The sequence below is a fragment of the Bacteroides sp. OM05-10AA genome (assembly GCF_003439055.1).
GTDB classification, from domain to species: domain Bacteria; phylum Bacteroidota; class Bacteroidia; order Bacteroidales; family Bacteroidaceae; genus Bacteroides; species Bacteroides intestinigallinarum.
Genome location: NZ_QSUR01000014.1, coordinates 24,803 through 45,375 on the forward strand (window position 1 = coordinate 24,803; position 20,573 = coordinate 45,375).

The 20,573-nt window shown below is 40.2% G+C and carries 12 protein-coding genes; 9 read left to right on the forward strand and 3 right to left on the reverse strand.

Annotated features, from left to right (window positions below; genetic code table 11):
- Positions 1 to 46 precede the first annotated feature (46 nt).
- Positions 47 to 1,384 (reverse strand): NADP-specific glutamate dehydrogenase, encoded by a 1,338-nt coding sequence (gene gdhA, locus DXB58_RS12615; protein ID WP_122136951.1) that lies wholly within the window; start codon positions 1,382 to 1,384, stop codon positions 47 to 49.
- A 266-nt stretch (positions 1,385 to 1,650) separates the two neighbouring features.
- Positions 1,651 to 3,768, reverse strand: coding sequence for a prolyl oligopeptidase family protein (locus tag DXB58_RS12620; RefSeq protein ID WP_122136952.1), 2,118 nt, complete (start codon positions 3,766 to 3,768; stop codon positions 1,651 to 1,653).
- A gap of 171 nt (positions 3,769 to 3,939) precedes the next feature.
- Here DXB58_RS12620 and DXB58_RS12625 point away from each other — a divergent pair, with 171 nt between their 5' ends.
- From DXB58_RS12625 to DXB58_RS12660, 8 genes are all read left to right on the forward strand, one after another.
- Positions 3,940 to 6,915, forward strand: a complete 2,976-nt coding sequence (locus tag DXB58_RS12625; protein WP_099147098.1) for a PEP/pyruvate-binding domain-containing protein — start codon at positions 3,940 to 3,942, stop codon at positions 6,913 to 6,915.
- A gap of 291 nt (positions 6,916 to 7,206) precedes the next feature.
- Positions 7,207 to 9,735, forward strand: a complete 2,529-nt coding sequence (locus DXB58_RS12630; protein ID WP_122136953.1) for a DUF4493 domain-containing protein — start codon at positions 7,207 to 7,209, stop codon at positions 9,733 to 9,735.
- 8 nt (positions 9,736 to 9,743) lie between these two features.
- Positions 9,744 to 11,015, forward strand: coding sequence for a DUF4493 domain-containing protein (locus DXB58_RS12635; RefSeq protein WP_122137014.1), 1,272 nt, complete (start codon positions 9,744 to 9,746; stop codon positions 11,013 to 11,015).
- Positions 11,012 to 13,183, forward strand: a complete 2,172-nt coding sequence (locus DXB58_RS12640; RefSeq protein ID WP_122136954.1) for a PCMD domain-containing protein — start codon at positions 11,012 to 11,014, stop codon at positions 13,181 to 13,183. Before DXB58_RS12635 ends, DXB58_RS12640 begins: the two co-directional genes overlap by 4 nt.
- Positions 13,184 to 13,190: 7 nt before the next feature.
- Positions 13,191 to 13,934 carry a hypothetical protein gene (locus tag DXB58_RS12645; RefSeq protein ID WP_004306842.1) on the forward strand — a complete coding sequence of 248 codons (744 nt, stop codon included), beginning with the start codon at positions 13,191 to 13,193 and terminating at the stop codon, positions 13,932 to 13,934.
- A 12-nt stretch (positions 13,935 to 13,946) separates the two neighbouring features.
- Positions 13,947 to 14,792, forward strand: a complete 846-nt coding sequence (locus DXB58_RS12650; RefSeq protein ID WP_074638718.1) for a hypothetical protein — start codon at positions 13,947 to 13,949, stop codon at positions 14,790 to 14,792.
- A gap of 4 nt (positions 14,793 to 14,796) precedes the next feature.
- On the forward strand, positions 14,797 to 16,050 hold the full coding sequence (locus DXB58_RS12655; protein ID WP_199487949.1) for a hypothetical protein: 1,254 nt from the start codon (positions 14,797 to 14,799) through the stop codon (positions 16,048 to 16,050).
- Between the two features lie 2 nt (positions 16,051 to 16,052).
- The gene (locus DXB58_RS12660; protein WP_008998770.1) at positions 16,053 to 17,645 is read left to right on the forward strand and encodes a PCMD domain-containing protein; all 1,593 of its coding nucleotides are present in this window, start codon (positions 16,053 to 16,055) and stop codon (positions 17,643 to 17,645) included.
- A 47-nt stretch (positions 17,646 to 17,692) separates the two neighbouring features.
- On the opposite strand, the gene DXB58_RS12665 is transcribed toward DXB58_RS12660, so the two are convergent.
- On the reverse strand, positions 17,693 to 18,541 hold the full coding sequence (locus tag DXB58_RS12665) for an AraC family transcriptional regulator (RefSeq protein ID WP_122137015.1): 849 nt from the start codon (positions 18,539 to 18,541) through the stop codon (positions 17,693 to 17,695).
- Positions 18,542 to 18,798: 257 nt separating this feature from the next.
- On the opposite strand from DXB58_RS12665, the gene DXB58_RS12670 reads away from it, so the two are divergent.
- Positions 18,799 to 20,364 (forward strand): PCMD domain-containing protein, encoded by a 1,566-nt coding sequence (locus DXB58_RS12670; RefSeq protein ID WP_122136955.1) that lies wholly within the window; start codon positions 18,799 to 18,801, stop codon positions 20,362 to 20,364.
- The last annotated feature ends 209 nt before the right edge of the window (positions 20,365 to 20,573 follow it).

A 20,573-nucleotide genomic window follows, 5' to 3' on the forward strand; every position in this document is an offset into this window, starting at 1 on the left:
TACCAAATCTTTTATTTTTTAATTTTTAATTCTCAATTTTCAATTATTAAATAACTCCTTGTCCCATCATTGCGTGAGCTACTTTCATAAATCCGGCAATGTTGGCACCCTTCACATAATTAATGTATCCGTCGGGTTCCGTGCCGTACTTCACGCATTGTGCATGGATGCCGTGCATGATTGCATGGAGCTTTTCGTCCACTTCGGCAGCACTCCAGCTAAGGTGCATTGCGTTTTGAGACATTTCCAGACCGGAAGTGGCTACACCACCTGCGTTGACCGCTTTACCCGGAGCATACATCGTCTTATGTTCAATGAAAAGATCGATAGCTTCAGGGGTACATCCCATGTTGGAAATTTCTCCGACGCAAAGTACGTCATTTTTTATGAGATTTTGAGCATCTTCTCCATTTAATTCGTTCTGGGTGGCGCAAGGAAGCGCGATGTCTGCTTTCACTTCCCACGGGCGTTTTCCTTCTACGAAGGTTGCGTTCGGATATTGTTCAGCATAGGGAGCCACAATATCGTTGCCCGAAGAACGAAGTTCAAGCATATAGTCAATTTTTTCACCACTGATGCCATCCGGATCGTAGATATATCCGTCCGGACCGGAAATTGTAATCACTTTTGCACCCAGTTCGGTAGCTTTAGTAGCTGCTCCCCAGGCAACGTTGCCGAAACCGGAGATTGCCACTGTCTTACCTTTTATATCGATCTCTTTTGCCTGAAGCATCTGGTTGACAAAATACAGTCCTCCGAAACCAGTAGCTTCCGGACGAATCAATGAACCGCCGAATTCCAATCCTTTGCCGGTGAATGTACCGGTAAATTCACGAGTCAGTTTCTTATACATGCCGAACATATAGCCCACTTCACGTCCTCCTACGCCGATGTCACCGGCAGGCACATCCATATCCGGTCCGAGATGGCGCCACAACTCCAGCATAAATGCCTGGCAGAAACGCATGATTTCAGCATCGCTCTTACCGCGTGGAGAGAAATCGGAACCGCCTTTACCACCACCCATAGGCAGGGTAGTCAGTGCATTCTTGAATGTTTGTTCGAAGCCGAGGAACTTCAAAATGGAAAGATTAACGGATGCATGGAAACGAATACCACCTTTATATGGGCCTATCGCATTATTGAATTGTACACGATAGCCGAGATTGGTCTGTACCTCGCCTCTATCGTCCACCCATGTCACACGGAAAGTGAAGATACGGTCAGGTTCTACCAATCTTTCTATGATTTTAGCTTTTTCAAATTCAGGATGTTGATTGTATATATCTTCGATAGAAAGAAGAACTTCCTTCACTGCCTGAAGATATTCAGATTCACCGGGATGCTTAGCCTCCAAAGAGGACATGATTTTCTGGATGTTCATGATACTATATTTTAAAAGGTTAATTCTGATAAAATGTCAACTAATTCACTGCAAATATAGGAAAATTTTTCAGATGTGATTGGTTTTATGCCATTATTTTGATTAAATAATGATAAAATGATAGTAGAAAAAGCATTAGGTATAAAGTATTAAGTGGTAGGCTACGCTGCAAACCGCATGAGCTCATACTTAATACTCTATACCTAATGTTTAATGTAAGTATTAAGTGCTCATACTTAATACCTGAATTTAATACTTTGTACTTTTTACTTCTTAAAATCCGGCTTCATGTCCAAATTGTACATGATGAAACCGTAGATGTCTGCTTGTTCTTCAAGTACTTTTGCCATTGGTTTGCCTGCACCGTGACCTGCTTTGCTGTCGATGCGGATCAGTGTCGGGTTTGTACCGTCGTTGTCTGCTTGCAGCGTAGCGGCAAACTTGAATGAATGGGCGGGAACCACACGGTCGTCATGGTCGGCAGTGGTTACCAGTGTTGCCGGATATTTTGTGCCCGGTTTCAGGTTGTGCAATGGAGAATAGCCTTTGAGGTATTCAAACATTTCTTTGCTGTCTTCGCTTGTTCCGTAATCGCTTGCCCAGTTCCAACCAATAGTAAATTTATGATAGCGAAGCATATCCATCACGCCTACCTGCGGAATTGCTACACGGAACAGGTCCGGACGCTGTGTCATGCAGGCACCTACCAGCAGACCACCATTGGAGCCACCTACAATGGCGATTTTATCTTTATTCGTATATTTTTCGTTGATAAGATATTCGGCAGCAGAGATGAAGTCGTCGAATACATTCTGCTTCTGCATCTTAGTTCCGGCTACGTGCCAGTCTTCACCGTATTCGCTGCCACCACGCAGGTTGACTTGTGCGTAGATACCGCCATTTTCGAGGAATGGGATGCGCATTGCACTGAAACCCGGGTTGAGGCTGATGCCGAAACCACCGTATCCGTAGAGGAATACAGGATTTTTGCCGTCTTTCTTCAGATCTTTCTTATAGGTAAGGAACATCGGAACTTTTACACCGTCTTTGCTGGCAAAGAATATTTGTTCCGTCACAAAATCATCCGAGTTGAACTGTACTTTCGGTGCACGGTATAGTTCGTAGGTGTTCTGGTCCATATCATATTTATAAGTGGCACCCGGAATGGTGAATGAAGTGAATCCGAAGAAACATTCTTTATCGTCTTTGTTGCCGCTAAAGCCTACCGAACCGAGTGAAGGCAGTTGGATTTCCTGAATCTGCTTGCCGTCGAGGCCGTAAACGTATGCATGGTTCGAAGCATCTTTGTCGTAAGTAAGGAACAGTTTGCCACCGATCACTTCTGCATTTGAAAGAACGGCTTCCGATTCGGGAACGAGTTCTTTCCAGTCTTCCAGTTTCGGACGGTTGATGTCGGCTACCATGATCCGGTTTTTCGGTGCACCATAGTTAGTATAAATATAAATCTGGTCGCCGATCACTTCAATCGGGTAGTATTGGTAGTCGAGGTCGGTAGTCAGTTGGATAAAAGGAGAATTCGGCTTTTTTAGGTCCCTTATAAATAAGTTGTTGCCTCTTCCGGCACCGGATTCTGTGAGGAAGAGAATACGTTCGTCTTCGCTGGTGCTGGCTGTATAGAAACGTTTCGGATAAGCCGGATTCTGATAAATCAGTTTATCTTTCGATTGCGGTTCACCTATTTTGTGATAATAGATTTTGTGCTTTTCGTTTACGTTGGAGAATTCTTTTCCTTTGGCGGGAGCATCGTAGGCGCTGTAGTAGAATCCGTCTCCTTGCCAGGCGGCACCGGTAAATTTGGCCCATTCGATGTGGTCTTCCAATAACTTGCCACTTTCAGTGTCCATGACAAATATTTCAGACCAATCCGATCCGCTGCGTGAGATGCTGTAAGCGGTATATTTGCCGTCGTTTGAGAAGTAAAGACCGGTCAGTGCCACTGTGCCATCGTCCGAGAGCTTGTTCGGGTCGAGGAAAACGCGAGGCTCGCCGTCCAGTGAATCTTGTACGTAGAATACACTCTGGTTTTGCAGGCCGTCATTTTTACTGAAGTAATATTTGCCATGTTTCTTGATTGGCGCACTGATCTTCTCGTAATCGGCCAGTGTGGTCAATCGTTTCAACAAGTTTTCCCGGAATGGAATCTGACTTAGATACTCATTCGTTACTTTGTTTTGTGCTTCTACCCAGGCAGTAGTAGCTGCACTGGTGTCATTTTCCAGCCATCTGTAAGGGTCGGGAACTTGTGTACCGAAGTACACGTCTACGGTGTCTACCTTTGCCGTCTCGGGGTAGACAAGCTTTTTCTGTTGGGGAGCGCATGACATCACCATGATTCCACTCATTAATAAAGTTACTTTTTTCATGTGAATAAAAAGTCTTTTTGAATAAACTTAAAGTTACAAATCTACAAAATAATAAGAGATAAACAAGTAAACTTTATAAAGAAGATGGTGGAAAATGAGATTTAAAGAATTAACTTTGCAAAATGTGATTCTGCAGATAGACGATTTGAAATAAGAAAGGAGAATGACTTTATGCTTAGTAAATATAAATTAAACCAGCTTTACTTCAAAGATACACAATTCGCTAACTTGATGACAAGGCGGATTTTTAACGTGTTATTAATCGCTAATCCTTACGATGCTTTCATGTTGGAGGATGACGGGCGCATTGATGAGAAGATTTTCAATGAATACACTTCTTTGTCTCTGCGCTATCCACCTCGTTTCTCGCAGGTATCTACGGAGGAGGAAGCACTGTCACAGTTGGAAAATATGTCGTTCGACCTGGTGATTTGTATGCCGAGCACGGGGGATAATGACAGTTTCGATATCGGCCGTCACATCAAAGAGAAATACGAGCATATTCCTATCGTCATACTGACTCCTTTTAGCCATGGTATTACCAAACGGATTATCAATGAAGATTTAAGTGCGTTCGAATATGTGTTCTGCTGGTTGGGTAATACTGACCTGTTGGTGTCTATCATTAAGTTGATAGAGGACAAGATGAATCTGGAACACGATGTACAGGAGGTCGGTGTACAGCTGATTCTTTTGGTGGAAGATGGCATTCGTTTCTATTCTTCCATTTTGCCGAATCTGTATAAGTTCGTGTTGAAGCAGAGTCAGGAATTCTCTACCGAAGCCTTGAATGCACACCAGCGTACGCTCCGTATGCGCGGACGTCCTAAAATAGTGTTGGCACGTACGTATCAGGAGGCGATGGAGATCTATCATAAGTATCAGAATAATATATTGGGGGTAATCACTGATGTCCGTTTCCCGAAAGTGGAACGGGGAGAGAAAGACGGTCTGGCAGGTATCAAGTTGTGTGCGGAGATACGTAAGAATGATCCGTTTGTTCCTTTGATAATCCAGTCTTCCGAATCTGAAAATTCGTCTTATGCAGCCAAGTATGGTGCCAGCTTTATCGACAAGAACTCCAAGAAGATGGACGTTGATTTGCGCCGTATCGTCTCCGATAATTTTGGTTTTGGTGATTTTATTTTCCGCAATCCGGATACCGGGGAGGAGATTGCCCGCGTCCGGAATTTGAAGGAGCTGCAAAATATTCTTTTTGCCGTACCTGCGGAATCTTTCTTATATCATATCAGCAGGAATCACGTGTCGCGTTGGTTTTATTCGCGTGCCATGTTCCCGGTGGCTGAATTCTTGAAACCGATAACCTGGAATAGTCTTCAGGATGTCGATGCTCACCGTAAAATCATCTTTGAGGCGATTGTGAAGTATCGTAAGATGAAGAACCAGGGAGTCGTGGCGGTCTTTAAGCGCGACCGCTTCGACCGTTATTCTAACTTTGCCCGTATCGGGGATGGCTCTCTCGGAGGAAAAGGACGTGGACTGGCATTTATTGATAATATGGTGAAGCGTCATCCGGAGTTTGACGAGTTTGAAAATGCGCGTATTGCTATTCCGAAAACAGTGGTGCTTTGCACGGATGTCTTTGATGAGTTCATGGACACCAACAATCTGTATCAGATTGCACTGTCGGATGCGGATGATGATACGATTTTGAAATACTTCCTGAAGGCTAAATTGCCGGACCGGTTGGTAGAGGACTTTTTCACTTTCTTCGATGTCGTGAAGTCTCCGATTGCCATTCGGTCTTCTTCCTTGTTGGAGGACTCACATTATCAGCCGTTTGCAGGAATTTACAACACCTACATGATTCCTTATCTGGACGACCGCTATGAAATGTTGCGGATGCTTTCCGATGCCATCAAAGGGGTGTATGCTTCGGTTTATTTCCGTGACAGCAAAGCGTATATGCAAGCTACGTCGAATGTAATCGATCAGGAGAAAATGGCTGTTATCTTACAGGAAGTAGTTGGCAATCAGTATGGTGACCGTTATTATCCTTCCATGTCCGGTGTGGCACGCTCGCTCAATTATTATCCGTTGGGGAATGAAAAGGCAGAAGAGGGAACGGTGAATCTGGCTTTGGGATTAGGAAAATATATTGTTGACGGTGGCATGACCCTTCGTTTTTCCCCTTATCATCCTAATCAGGTGTTACAGACCAGCGAAATGGAAATTGCTCTCAAGGAGACTCAAACCCGTTTCTATGCATTGGATTTGAAAAATGCCGGACATGATTTTTCTATCGACGATGGTTTTAATTTGCTGAAACTTCATGTCAAAGAGGCAGAAAGTGACGGTGCTCTGCGTTATATTGCTTCTACCTACGATCCGTACGATCAGATCATTCGTGATGGTTTATATCCGGGAGGACGTAAGGTGATTACTTTTGCTAATATCCTGCAACATGATGTTTTCCCGTTAGCTCGTATTCTGCAGTTAGTATTGAAATATGGTGAACAGGAGATGCGCCGTCCGGTTGAAATTGAATTTGCAGCAACGTTAAGTCGCGAACATGATAAATCCGGAACTTTCTATCTGTTGCAGATCCGTCCTATCGTAGACAGCAAAGAAATGCTGGACGAGGATTTGAACGAGATTCCTGATGAAGATGTGATTCTCCGTTCGTATAATTCGTTGGGACACGGTATTATGAATGAGGTATATGATGTGGTTTATGTAAAAACCGACAATTATAGTGCCTCCAATAATCAGACGATTGCCTGGGAGATAGAAAAGATCAATCAACAGTTCCTGAACGAAGGAAAGAACTATGTATTGGTTGGTCCGGGACGCTGGGGAAGCAGTGATACATGGCTTGGTATTCCGGTGAAGTGGCCTCATATTTCGGCTGCCCGTGTGATTGTGGAAGCCGGTCTGACTAATTACCGGGTAGATCCCAGTCAGGGGACACACTTTTTCCAGAACCTGACTTCTTTCGGGGTGGGATATTTCACGATCAACGCCTTTATGAATGATGGAGTTTATAATCAGGATTTCCTCAATGCACAACCAGCAGTGCAGGAAACGAACTATCTCCGTCATGTTCGCTTTGAAAAGCCTGTGATAGTCAAGATGGACGGCAAGAAGAAGCTGGGCGTAGTCTTGATGCCAGGTGTCGATAAATAAGCTTTATTAACGTTTAAGCTATTACATAATGAAGTTCTGTTTTTCATCTGAAAGACAGAACTTCTATGTTATATCTCTTAAAAATGTTTCATTTTTCATATTCCAGGCCTTAATTGTGGTCTTCTTTTCATATTTGAAAATAAAACTTTCTTTAGATACTTTATTATAAAGAAATAAAACTGTATTTTTGCGGCCAGTTTACAAGATAGCACCTGTATATTAGGTATTTAAGCTTATCTTTGATTTCAGAGAGAGGGACTCCGTATTATTTAAAGGCGTATTTAATTCGGTATGAAGGGTATTTTGAAGTTTATTTTATTTTTAGAGATTGTATTGTTGTGCAGTTGTGTAAACGATGAAAAGCGTTCGGGTGCCTTTGGCGGAATGAGCTTGCATCTATCCGCAAATTCTTCGGTGACAGATGTTACGACACGCTCAAGTGAGGAAGTACTGCCTTCCATACAAGATTTCTCTATTTCTGTGTTGCAAGGTGACAAAGTGCAGGCTTCCTGGGATAAGTTGAGTGACTATGATGAAGACACTACTTTTCCGGTAGGAAGTTATACCTTGAAAGCTTTCTATGGTGACATTGAGAAGGAAGGCTTTGATTCTCCTTATTATGAGGGTACTACCGATTTTAACATCCGTGGTGGCGAGACTACTCCCGTAGAAACTACTTGTAAGTTGGCCAATACTAAAATAAGTATTGAATACACGGATGATTTCAAACAGTATTTTAAGACTTATTCTTCTACCGTACAGGCAGAGTTGGGAAGTGAAGTTTCTTTTTCGTCCGGAGAAACACGTGCTGCTTTTGTGAAGCCGGGGAGAATTTCAGTAAAACTGACTTTCACGAAAGTGAATGGCGGACTAAGTCCGACTACTATTGAAGTGGCTACCATTGAGGAGGCGTTAGCTCAACATCATTATCATTTGCAAATGAATGTGGACGCTGGTAAAGCCATGTTGAGCATTGTTTTTGACCGTGTAACGGAAGTCAGACCCATTACTTTGGATATTTCGGATAAAGCATTGAATATTAAACCTCCTTATTTTACATTGACCGGATTTGAGAAAACAAGTAATGATGGTAATCAGTGGGACGGTAATCCTATTGAATCGAATCAGTTATCGGCTTTGTTGACTTCTTTGGGCGGTTTTACGAAATGTATTCTTAGAACTACTTCTCCTAATTTACCCGATTGGCCGGAGGAAGGATTTAATCTGGCGGCACTTACTCCTGAAGATCAAGCATTGTTGGACAAATCAGGTGTGAAGTTGATTGGCTTTGGTATTAATCAGGATCAGATGGGTATTATTAATTTTACTGGTTTGATTCCTAATCTGAATATCACGGATAATAATGATACTCATTTATTCTATTTGAGTGCCACCAGTACTTATGGTAAGCAAAGTGAAGATTATGTGTTGAATATAACAACGCCTAAGAACTTTATGTTGCTGCCTACGGAGCCTGTGAAGATGAAGAGTAAAGAAGTGACGATTCCGGTGAAACTGAAAGAAGGCAATCCGCAGAATATTAAACTTTATTATCGTTATTATGGTGTGATGACTTTGATTAACAATACGGTTATCACTCCGATAGAAGGAAAAGAAGGATATTACAATATAAAAGCAAGCGGTATTGATATGGGAGTTGTAGCCAAAGACTTCCAGGCTGAATATAACGGTTTGAAATCAGCCATCGTTTCCGTAGCTGTTATTATACCTTCTTATAGTGTTATCCTCGAACCGTTTGATATGTGGTCATACACGGCTGAAATGACGATTATACCTGAATATGCCGAAGATATGTCTAATGTGATGAGTGCTATTGAAGCATATATTTCTTTGAATGGAAGTACGTGGACGAAAGTGGATGCCAAAGATTTGAAACTGGATGTAACCACTGGAAAGGCTGTCATTTCAGGACTTACTCCGGGAACTACTTATTATTTCAGAACGACTTGTGATGATGGTACGACTTATTCAATTCCTGTTATGCAGACAACAGAGAGTGTAATACAGCTTCCGGATTTCACGCAGGGATGGGGGACTACTCTGTTTAGTGGCACTATTAATAAGGGAGGTAAATATTACCATAAAGGTTTTTGGGGAGATAATAGATTTGATACAACTGTTTTAACGGCCCTTGATCTTGAAAGTAGTGCAAGTTGGGCGACAGTAAATAGTAAAACTGTACCAACTACAGGTAATAAAAATACTTGGTATATGGTTCTTTCAAGTATGCAGCAAAATAATGGAGTTTTGATGCGCAATGTGGCATGGACTATAACCTCTAATGATCCTCCTTCAGGAAGTGGTGGATTTAGTGCAGATCAGTTAACAAGTCTTACGCCTCCTACGCATGGTCATCGTTCTGCCGGTAAGCTTTTCCTGGGAAGTTATAGTTATAACCATTCTACTAATGTAGAAATCTATAATGAAGGTATATCCTTCACTTCCCGTCCGATAAAGCTAAAGGGTACTTATACTTATGTAGCTAATAACGATCAGGGCGGTATTGTAACTGTAATAGTAGAAAACCGCGAAGGAGGACAAACATTAAAGCTGGCCGAAGGTAGTGAAGTCTTAACAGCGACGAGTTCTCAAAAGGACTTCACGGTGGACTTAACTTATAATACGATGTTTGAGAAAAAAGCGACTCATTTAAGAGTGATGTTTGCCTCTTCTTCCAATGCTTCAAACACTCAAAGTGTTGAAGACAGTAAGATTAAAACAACGGATAATAAGGGTGAAGCTGTTTCTACTGGTAGTGAATTGTATATAGATAAAAATATAATATTAGAATATAAGTAATGAGTAATATGAAAGCAATAAAAAAACTCGTTTTTATATGTTTGGCAAGCATCTTAGGTTTATGCAGTGCTTGTATGAATGATAATCCTGATTTTGGAAGGGACGACGAAGGAACCGGGAATACAAATCAAGGCGAAGGACAGGTAAGACTTGCGGGAACAAGTGTTTCTGTTTCTGTGGATGTGCTGTCACGTGCGGACGGTAAAGCAATCAATACAGATGATTATATCATTCGGATTTATTCAACTGATAATAATTTATTGGTAAAGGAATATACAAGATATAGAGATATGCCTGAAATCTTAACCTTGAATGTGGGTAACTATAAGATTGAAGCATTATCACATGACGTAAAACCTGCTGAATGGGAAAAACCTTTCTATAAAGGAACCCAAACTTTTACAATAAAGAAAGATGAGGTTACATCGGTTGATGTAATTAAATGCTTCTTGCAGAATATAATGGTGACAGTCGATCTCAATGATGATTTGAAGCAGAAAGTCGGTGGTGACCAATCCATTACAATAAAAGTCGGTACAGGTGAACTGACTTTTAATAATAACGATATTGGAAGTGGACGTGCCGGATTCTTTGAAGCTGCCGAAGTAAGCAATATCATCATTGTTCATTTCCAGGGAACGGTAGATGGGGAATGGACAGAAGACCAAACCAGTTTCAGCAATGTGAAAGGTGGAGAGCACCGGAACATTGTGTTTAATCTGGAGATACCTTCAGTGGGTGACATGGGATTAAGCGTAAAGCTGGATGCAGTATGTAAGAAAGTGGATTTGCTCGCTTGGGCTGATCCGGGAGCAGAAGATATATTGCCGGAAGATCCATCTGTAAATCCTGGTACAAGTGCACCGACAATCGTAGGACAAGGTTTCAATATAATGGATGAGATAGAAGTAGAGAAAGACGAAACCAAAACTATTATTGTTAATATCACGGCAGATAATGGTATTCAAAATTTGAAAGTGAAGATTGATTCGGAGACTTTGACACCTGAAATTCTGAAGTCGGTAGGCTTGTCTTCCGAATTTGATTTGGCACACCCTGCAAATGCAGATTTGGAGAAAGCGTTGAAGAGCTTAGGTTTCCCGGTGAGCAGTGAAGTGATCGGAGTGAAATATTTGGTGTTTGATATTACACAGTTTACGCCGCTACTCGGATTGTATGGACTTGCTTCTCATAATTTTATTATTACCGTTGTCGATCAGGCAAATAATACCAGAACAGCTACTTTAGCATTGAAATCAATAGCAAAGAAAACAGAATGAAAAAACTGATACATATATTAGTTATAGCTTTCATTGTTGGACTTGTTTGTGTCTCCTGCCGTGAAAGTGACCTGACAAATAATGGAGAGGGTGCATTATCTTTAAAGATAGGTGTTCAACGTGAATTACCCACTGTTTCTGCCGGAAAGACGAGAGCTACGCTTACTGATGAAGAATTGCTTCAGAAGTGTAAAGTGTATATCCGTAACGCGGAGGGCTTGGTGCGTAAATTCGCCACTTTGGATGAAATGCCGGAACAAATACTGTTAGTTCCCGACAATTATAAAGCGGAAGTTACTGCGGGTGATTCCGTAGCTGCATCTTTTACCGATTCTTATTTCAAGGGGACGAAAGAGTTTACAATTTCAAAAGGGACGGCTATTTCGGAATCAGTAGTGTGTGGCATTCGCAATACAGTAGTCAGTCTGGCTCTGTCTGACGAATTACAGGAGGCATTTCCTACTTATAAAATTACGGTGAGTAACCGATTGGGGACCTTGGAATATACACAGGATAATATATCCCAACTAGGATATTTTATGCTGTTGGATGATGAAAACCAATTAAGATGGAATCTTGTTGGGCAACTTAACGGCAGTGAAACAGAAATAACCAAAAGTGGAGTTATTAATTTGGTGCGGAAAGCAACCAGATATGATTTGACTTTTAGTAATTCTTCCTCTGAAGTGGGTGGTGGCATGATTTCTGTAAATGTGGTTGAAACAGCTTTGACGACGGATGAGAAAGTAGATATACTGGCACGTCCTGTTATTAAGATAATCGAGAATGATCAGATTTATGAGTTGGATAATGCAGTTTATCGTGCGCAATTCGACAAGGAAACACCTATTGTTGTGCGGATGGCTGCCAGTGTGCCTTTTACTGAACTGAAAGTGACGAGTGCGGATTTTGCACGGTTGGGAATTACCCATTTTTCTTCTTTCGACTTGATGGAATTGACTGAAGTTCAGATAAGAGAACTGGATAATCTTGGATTTAGTATCCAATTTAATGCGGATATGACAAAGGTTCAGTTTGCATTTAAGGAAAACTTGAGAGAGATAATGACTAATTCGATTGACGACGGTAATAACACCTATCGATTTGACATTGAAGTAAGGGACCGGAATGGAAAAGATAGAGCGAAAACGTTGACGGTTATTGCTACAGATGCTTTGGTTGCTACCGAGGATATTGCTACACAGAACGATATTTGGTCAACAAAAGCCACTCTGTATGGTAGTCTGGTTGCTTCAGTTACAGAAATGAATTTCCGTTACCGGGCGCTTGGTTCCAATGATTGGATGTATTCGAATCAGGCAGTGTTGAATAATAAAATATTTACGAGTCAAATAACCGGACTTGAACCTGGTATAACCTATGAATATCAGGCAATGGCTGGTACTGTTGCAGCGAAAGAAACAAAACAATTCACTACAGAAGCTCCTGCACAATTACCGAATGCCGGGTTTGAAGACTGGCATGGAAGTTCTCCTCTTTATATTTATAAGAGTGGTGGAGAAATGTTCTGGGATAGTGGTAATACAGGTTCTGCCACATTGAATAAGAATGTGACAACGTATGACGCAGCCATTAAGCACAGCGGGAATTATTCTGCAAAATTACAGTCTCAATATGTGGCTCTTTTTGGAATTGGTGCTTTTGCTGCCGGAAATGTATTTGTCGGGAAGTTCCTGAAAATAGATGGAACAGACGGTATCTTACGGTTTGGACGTCCTTTCACTTCACGTCCATCGAAATTGGTGCTTTATTATAGATATGTAGCTGGTACGGTGGACTATTCAACATTGAGCGAGTTGCCGAAAAACAGTAAAGACATGGGCTCTATTTATGTAGCATTGGGTGACTGGCCACATCAGACTTTTGAAGGAGAAACGGATATACCAGTACTTATTAAGACAAAGCCTGCTGACAGGCAGCTTTTTGATTCAAATTCTTCGAATGTGATAGGCTATGGAGAGTGTATTCTTAAAGAGTCGACGGAGGGTGAAGGATTGATTAAACTGGAGATCCCGATTAACTATCGCTCTAACCGTAAACCGACTGATATTATTTTAGTGGGTAGTGCAAGTAGATATGGAGATTATTTTACCGGAAGTACGGGCAGTACTTTGTGGCTTGATGATTTGGAATTAATTTATGAATAAGCAAAGTATGAATTACTTTATCAAAACTTCATTCCTGATAATCTTGGGAATAATTGTTGGAACGACGCAAACATGCGCGCAACAGGAGTTCAAACGGAATATAGAAATGAGAACTTTCATTCCTAAGGGACAATGGATTGTGGGTAGTTCAGTTTCTTATTCTCAATACTCAAATGATAACTATCAGTTTCTGGTGATAGAGAATTTGAGTGGGGAAGGGTATGCTTTTAAAGTGAGTCCGGTATTGTGTTATGCTTTTAAGGATAATGTAGCTGCAGGTGGACGTTTTATGTATAGCCGGACGTATACCAAGCTAAATAATATCAGTGTAAATATTGATGAAGATACCAACTTTGATATTAGTAACCTGTATGAATTGAAGAACTCTTATTCGGGAATTGCTGTTTTGAGAAATTACATCAATTTAGGTACTAGCAAGCGTTTTGCATTATTCAATGAAGTGCAGTTAGAGTTGGGAGGTTCTGTTTCAAAAGTGGTGAACGGTAAAGGGGATGACCTGACAGGAGTATATCAGACTTCTTTGGATGCAAGTGTTGGTTTGAGTCCAGGTTTGGTTGCCTTTATCAATAATTATACGGCAGTGGAAGTAAGCATTGGTGTGTTGGGACTGAATGTCAGTCGAACCCATCAAGTGACGGACCGGATTTACGAAAGCAACCGTTCGTCGATGAGTGCCAATTTTAAAATTAATCTTTTCAGTATAGGACTGGGAATAGCTTTTTACCTTTAAAAAACAAGACGAATGTATAAACGGTTATTGGTAACAGTACTGGTGTCTGTATTCGTTTTCTCTTTGTGGGGAAAGACGGAAACGGTTTGTCAATCGTTGGAGGTAGAAGATTCTGTCCCCGTTTTTCAGAAGGATACGCTACCGGTAAAAGGGAGCTTGGACTTCCTGCGAATCAAACGTATCGGACGTTATGATCGTGGAATCATGAACTATCGTTTCATTCCTAAAGGGAAGTGGATCTCTGGTTTCACAATGTCATACTGGGATTATAATAGTGCGGATAATAAACTGCTGTTTGCCTATTTTGATAATTTTGATTGTAATGGGCGTAATCTGAATTTTTCTGTATATGGAGGCTATGCTGTCCGTGATAATATGGTGTTGGGATTGAAGTTCGGATACCGGAATATGCGGGGAGCCTTGAATAATATCACGCTGAAAATTGATGATGATGTCGATTTCTCTTTGAAAGATTTAAAGTTGGAACAAAATTTGTATAACGTGTCGTTCTTTCATCGCTCTTATGTAGGTTTGGATGCCGGTAAACGATTTGGATTGTTCAATGAGACTGCTTTGACGTTCAATTTTGGAAAGTCTAAATTCGACCGTGGTGTAGAAGAAAATCTGGTTAATACTCAAACAGATATATTTGAGGTGCAATTGGGAATAAATCCGGGATTGGCTGTTTTTATCATGCAAAATGTAAGTATTGAATGTTCGCTCGGAATAGCCGGCATTCGTTACAGGCAGGAAAAACAGAAAAATAATCTGGGAGAGACGGGAAAACGGATGACGGGTGGATCTAACTTTAGGGTGAATCCTTTCAATATTAGTTTAGGATTGACGATTTGCTTATGATTTTATGAGACATAGAAAAAAATACATATTACTGTTCCTGCTTCTGGTTGTATGTGCCGGCTTGGTATTCTTTTATGGAATAAAAAGTGAGGGACAGGAAGACAAACAGGAGGTATTGTCATCAGTAGAGGATACTCATCAGGTACCTGAAGCTGCTGTGAACTCTGCCCGCCAGATAATTGGAGAAGTGGAGGAAAACGTGTCTCCAGCAGAGAATTCTGTGGAAAAGGTTGTGAAGAAGCCTGAAGAAAGAACAGTGGAGAAATCTGAAGAAAGACCAGTGGAGAAGTTTGTAGATAAAAAGCAGGCAGATAAAAGGCAGAAGGTTGCGTCTAAGAGAGAAGCAGTAGCTGTTCCGCCGGTTTCTTCAACGGATATAAAATTGGCTTCTGATGTTGTCAATACTCCTTTGAAGTTAGAAGGAACTATTTGTGACCTTGTATTGTCGGAGCGTAAACAGGATAGTAAAATAACAGCTGCACTTCCGGTTCACACGGTTGAAACGGTTAAAAGAGAGTTCGATTGGAAAAGTGATACGTTAGAGACCAAGCGAGGCATTGATTTATTGAGAATCAAAAGGGTAGGGCGGTTTGATCGTGGCATTGTGAATTATCGCTTTATGCCTAAAGGAAAATGGATGTTTGGTACGGATTTTTCATTTTGGGATTATAACAGTGAGGACTCTAAATTATTGTTTACTTACCTCGATGATTTTGATTTTGAAGCACGTACCATTAATGTGGCTCCTTTTATCGGTTATTTTTTCAAAGATAATCAGGTAGTGGGTGTAAAGCTCGGTTATAAGCATACGGATGGTCATTTAGGCAATGTTAGTTTTAAGATTGATGATGACGTGAATTTCACTCTCAAGGAATTGAAGTTGAAAGAAGAGTTGTATAATTGCACCTTTTTCCATAGCTCCTATATCGGGTTGGATCCGGGAAAACGTTTCGGATTGTTCAATGAAACCAATCTGCGTTTGGGATTCGGACATTCGGAGTTTACAAGAGGTTCGGGCGAGAGTTTGAAGAATACCAAAACGAATATATTTGAGGCACAGTTGGGGATTAATCCGGGAGTGGCTGTCTTTATTATGCAAAATGTGAGTGTGGAATGTAGTGTGGGAGTGATAGGCTTGAAATACCGTAAGGAAAGTCAGGTGAATAATCTTGGTGAGAAGGGTTCCCGTACGAATGGTGGAGCCAACTTTAAAATAAATTTGTTTGATATTAATTTAGGATTAACTATAAGTATGTAATCATGAAAAGTAAAGGCAGAAATAGACTTTTATCCTTAATTATATGCATTTGCATTGCATTTGCTTTTTCATCATGCGTCAAGAACGATTTGCCGTATCCTGTTGTCAGATTATCTATTACCGGCTTTGAGGTGAATGGACAGATTGGTAGTGCAGTCATTAATAATGAAGAACGTACAGTAACAGTAGACTTGCTCGATTCTGTGGATTTGAAGAAAGTGATTGTCACCCGTTTTGATTATTCGGAAGAGGCTAATACGGATTTGAAGGTGAATACAACGATTGATTTGTCTTCTCCTAAAGAAGTGGTATTGTCTTTGTATCAGGATTATCGATGGAAGATTATAGCCAACCAGACCGTTGAACGCGTATTTAGCGTCAAGAATCAGGTCGGAGGAGCCGTGATTGACGAAAAAGCTCGACAAGCTATCGTTTATGTCAATAAAAATACGATGCTCAACAAAATAACCGTGAAAGATTTGAAGCTGGGGCCGATCAGTTCTACCGTTTCGCCTGACTTTACCACTTTGAAGGACTTTACACAAGAGCAGAAAGTAAATGTGACATTTAAAGGAAAAACCGAAGAGTGGAGTTTGTACGCATTCATCACGGATAAGGTTGTCTTTACTAATTCGGCGGATGGCTGGACTAATGTAGCATGGCTTTATGGAGAAGGACAGGAGGATGTAGTGAACGGCTTTGAAATACGTGAAGCTTCATCAGAAGAATGGACAAGGGTAGATCAGGATATCGTTGTACAGAATGGAGTAAATTTCTATGTTTGTGTTCCGCATTTGAAAGCGGACACGGAATATGTATGTCGTGCTTTGGTGGATGGAACAGAAGATCGTGGTGAAGAGATTACTTTTAGAACGACTGCTGCGATTCCTTTAACAGGTGGTACATTTGATAATTGGAATCAGAGCGGTAAAGTCTGGAACCCGTGGGGAAGTAATGAAACTCCTTTCTGGGATACCGGAAATCAGGGAGCTACAACCTTAGGTGACAGCAACTCTGTTCCTACCGAAGATATATGGTCGGGTAAAACAACCGGTATGGCTGCGAAGCTTGAGTCTAAGTTTGTGGGAGTAGGTTCTGCCGGGAAATTAGCAGCCGGTAACCTCTTTGTCGGTAAATATGTGGCAACCGACGGAACAAATGGTATCTTGAACTTTGGGCAATCGTTCTCTGCTTATCCTACTCATCTGAAAGGATATTATAAGTACCAGCCCGGAGTCATTGATAACTCTTCCATTGAATATAATTATTTAAAAGGAAGGACAGATACCTGCTCGATCTATATTGCCATTGGTGATTGGGATAGTCCGATTGAAATACGCACCAAACCTTCTAACCGGAAATTGTTTGATAAAAATGATAAGCATGTGATTGCTTATGCTGAATTTACATCGGGAACTTCTGTTGCCGTGTATAAGGAATTTGACTTGAAACTGGAATATAGGGCTACGAACAGAAAACCAACCTATATCGTCCTGGTATGTTCTGCAAGCAAATATGGTGATTTCTTTACCGGAGCGTCCGGTAGTGTGCTTTATGTGGATGAGTTTAGTCTGGAATACGATTATGATAACTGATTGGCTTTATAGCATATAACGAAGATAATCTGTTAGTGTCCGGTCATTTACCCATTATTCCTATAGGTCAATGGACTCATGCCAACATATCGTTTAAAGTATTTGCCGAAGAACGATGTGTTGGCAAAATTGAGTGAATCGGAAATTTCTTGAATAGAGAGTCTTGTCGATTTCAATTGTGATTTGGCATCCATGATGACCATGTGAGAAATAATTTCTATGCATGTGTTCCCAGTAACCTGTTTTACTATAGTACAGAGGTGGTTGTGTGTAATTTTTAGTTTCTCGGCATACCATGCTACATTACGTGTCTGATTATAATTTTGCATCACTAGTTGAGTGAAATTCTTGTAAATCAGCTCATTTTTTGATAGATTCTCTGTTGTATTTTGCAGCCGTTTTTTATACATGGCGGCTATTCCTGCGTGTATGTTATTATATAGATGTGGAGTAAAACTTTTGCGTGTTGTTTCGTCGAAAAAGGAATAAAGTTTTATTAAAAAATGAAGATATTCTTCCAATAGCTTGGCACCCTCCGGCTTCAATGAAATGATCGGTCTTCCCAGTGTCACAAATAAGGTATCAATTGCTGCATGGTTTAAACTAGCCTGTTCTATATATTTGGATGAGAAGCCACCGAAGTAAAGGACAGGCTCTCCATTTAGACTGTGTATCTGAATAATACTTCCCGGCATAATTGTTACGAAATCATTGGCGTGTACTGTGAAGTGGTTCAGATTGACTGAAGCTTCTATTTCTCCAGCCATGCATAATACGAAAATCTCCGATTTTAATCGGCATGGAAAATTCGTGTACAAGTTGAGTAAATCCTTATTAATACCTGCACCAATGAGCCATTCTTCTGGCAAGTCTATTTTAGGTAATTCTTTATTCATCATGCATTCTCTTTATGCAAAGGTAACCGATTTTGGGAAATAGAAGTCTTTTTTATTTTTAGAAAAATATATTGGCTGGTGAAAAAATGGTGTTTTATAAAAGAAATATGGTGTTTTTCTTCAAAATGGAACAGAAACAAGAAAAATAGACCTTGTGTTATACTAAATTAGATTGTTATTTTGCAACGTGAAATTTGGGCATTGGTGCGATGGTATATCGCGCGTTTGCTAGTATTAATTAAAAAGAGAATTTAGAAATGAAAAAGAAATTATTTTATTATCTGTTTGCAGTATTGTGTACTGCGACATTGTTTACGTCTTGTAGTGATGACGATGATGAGGTGAAATACCCGATAGATACAGATTTAGCTGGAAGCTATGTTGGTAATCTGTCTGTAAATGTGGATGGTAATCAAATGGGAACTACCGAAAATCAAAAAATTACAATTTCACAGTCTAATAAGGGAACTAATCAAATTGCATTGTCATTGAAGAATTTTACTTTTTTGGTAAATGTTGGTGACATTGAAGTCGATCCTTGTACTGTGAAAGCTATAGATGGTGGTTATTCTTTTGAAGGTCAACAGAATCTAGATTTGGTACAGCCACTTGGTAATTGCCCTGTTAGTATTTCTGGTACTGTGAAAGGTAGCAGTATTAATATTGAAATAGGTGTAAAGGTTGGTGCTCCTTTAAATCAAAATGTAAAGGTTACTTTTGTTGGTCGTAAATTGACAGGTAGTGAAAGTTCGGAGGCTAAAATAACAAGTTTTATTTTGGATGATGATATTGTAACAGAACAGCCTATTATTAATGAAGAGGAAGGAATAGTAACTTTTAAGGTTAGCGATGCTGCTGTTGATGACGATTTGTCTGAAATGATTCCTACTATTGTGGTATCATCGAAAGCTAAAATAACTCCAGCTTCAGGTGTTGCGCAGGATTTTTCGAATGGAAAAAAGGTGGAATATACTGTCACTGCTGAAGATGGTACAACTAAAAAATATTCAGTTTTTATAGCTGGATCTTCTGACTACTATTCTTTTGAGACTTGGAAGTCTTTAAATGATGGGGCTTTTGAAGAACCGGATGGTGGATGGGCTACTTCTAACACAGGTGTGTATTTTATAAAGATGGCTTATTCTAATGTATATAATGGTGATTATCCCGTTGTTAAAAGTGAGGATGCAAAAGATGGCACTGTTGCTGCTAAACTAATTACCTTAGATACTAATGGACAGGCAGGAGCAGAATTATGGCCTGGATTTGTAATACCTGCTATTCCTAAAGTAACCTCTGGTTCTTTATTTTTAGGAACATTTGAAACTGATATTCAGAATACATTGAATAGTACAAAGTTTGGTAATCCATATTATTCTAAGCCTATTTCTGTGCATTTCTCTTATAAATACACTCCGGGTACAGTGTATTATACATGCCCTGATCCGGTAAAAGCTGAAACGGTTGTTGAGGATCCTAATACAACTGATGAATGTAGTGCAACTGCTGTTATTTATGAAGTGCCATATTGGGAGACGGTGGATCCTGATGATGCTAATAATAAAGATTATGATAAACGATTGACCGGTGCAAATTTATATACTAATACGGATCAGGTTATAGCAATGGCAACATTCTCTAGTGGTGTCCAAGAAGATTATAAAGATGTTACCCTTACTTTGAATTATACGAAGGATTATGATCCTACTAAAAAGTATCGATTTGCTATTGTGTTTTCTTCTAGTAAAAATGGTGATAAATTTAGTGGAGCTCCTGGAAGTACTTTGATAGTGGACAATGTGAAAGTTGTAGCTGAAAAATAGTAGATATAGAATAAATATAATTAGTTTTATTTCCCTTCACTCTTGTTCTTTATTATCATCTGAAGAATAAATGAGTGGAGGGATTTTTGTAATTGTTGATGGTTATTCTAGGGTATGAAATTTAAAGTGTAGATGAAGAATGTACTGTAATTAAATTATATGTTATAGGTGTGGTCTATTGAGACATCCATTTTTCTTAGATATTACTT

Bases quoted from the DNA above. Each gene is read 5' to 3' on its own strand.
- DXB58_RS12665 (WP_122137015.1), bottom strand. From the start codon at position 18,541: ATGAATAAAGAATTACCTAAAATAGACTTGCCAGAAGAATGGCTCATT.
- DXB58_RS12625 (WP_099147098.1), top strand. From the start codon at position 3,940: ATGCTTAGTAAATATAAATTAAACCAGCTTTACTTCAAAGATACACAA.
- DXB58_RS12650 (WP_074638718.1), top strand. From the start codon at position 13,947: ATGTATAAACGGTTATTGGTAACAGTACTGGTGTCTGTATTCGTTTTC.
- DXB58_RS12630 (WP_122136953.1), top strand. From the start codon at position 7,207: ATGAAGGGTATTTTGAAGTTTATTTTATTTTTAGAGATTGTATTGTTG.
- DXB58_RS12645 (WP_004306842.1), top strand. From the start codon at position 13,191: ATGAATTACTTTATCAAAACTTCATTCCTGATAATCTTGGGAATAATT.
- DXB58_RS12670 (WP_122136955.1), top strand. From the start codon at position 18,799: ATGAAAAAGAAATTATTTTATTATCTGTTTGCAGTATTGTGTACTGCG.
- gdhA (WP_122136951.1), bottom strand. From the start codon at position 1,384: ATGAACATCCAGAAAATCATGTCCTCTTTGGAGGCTAAGCATCCCGGT.
- DXB58_RS12655 (WP_199487949.1), top strand. From the start codon at position 14,797: ATGAGACATAGAAAAAAATACATATTACTGTTCCTGCTTCTGGTTGTA.
- DXB58_RS12660 (WP_008998770.1), top strand. From the start codon at position 16,053: ATGAAAAGTAAAGGCAGAAATAGACTTTTATCCTTAATTATATGCATT.
- DXB58_RS12635 (WP_122137014.1), top strand. From the start codon at position 9,744: ATGAAAGCAATAAAAAAACTCGTTTTTATATGTTTGGCAAGCATCTTA.
- DXB58_RS12620 (WP_122136952.1), bottom strand. From the start codon at position 3,768: ATGAAAAAAGTAACTTTATTAATGAGTGGAATCATGGTGATGTCATGC.
- DXB58_RS12640 (WP_122136954.1), top strand. From the start codon at position 11,012: ATGAAAAAACTGATACATATATTAGTTATAGCTTTCATTGTTGGACTT.